The 518-nt window shown below is 52.3% G+C and carries 1 protein-coding gene; it reads right to left on the bottom strand.

Features of this window, described 5'->3' with window-relative positions; translation table 11 throughout:
• A partial coding sequence (locus R7E78_RS30545; RefSeq protein ID WP_318059200.1) for an ATP-binding protein occupies window positions 1-518 on the bottom strand: 518 nt, incomplete at both ends.

Here is a 518-nt window from a genome sequence, read left to right as displayed (position 1 = left end):
GCTCAGCACCTTCTAAATCCGCTATCGTGCGGGCCACTTTAATGATGCGATGATAGGCACGAATCGATAATCCCAGCCGATGCAGCGCAGTTTCGAGAAATTCCGCATCGCTTTTTTGCAACGGGCAAAATGCCTCAATCTCACGGCTGCCGAGCAGGGCGTTTACTTTGCCGTTTCGATTGAGCATGCTCTCGCGAGCAAGACTGACGCGCTCTTTGACGAGTTCCGTGGGCTCTCCTCGATCACCACCTTCCGCCAACGTGCCTTTCGGTAAGGATGGAGTTTCTGACGAGATATCGAAACGGTCGAGAAGCGGTCCCGATAAACGACCTAAGTAACGCAAAATAGCTTGAGGGTTAGTGCGAGCTTGATTCCCTTCGTAATAGCCAGTTGGGCTTGGATTCAACGCGCCCACCAGCTGAAAACGAGCAGGAAAACGCGTTTTTCCTTGTGCGCGCGAAATGATGATCTCCCCCGATTCCAGTGGTTCTCGTAACGAGTCCAACACTTTACGGTCA

Source organism: Vibrio sp. YT-19(2023) (assembly GCF_033337395.1).
This window is presented reverse-complemented; position numbering and strand designations above follow the sequence as displayed.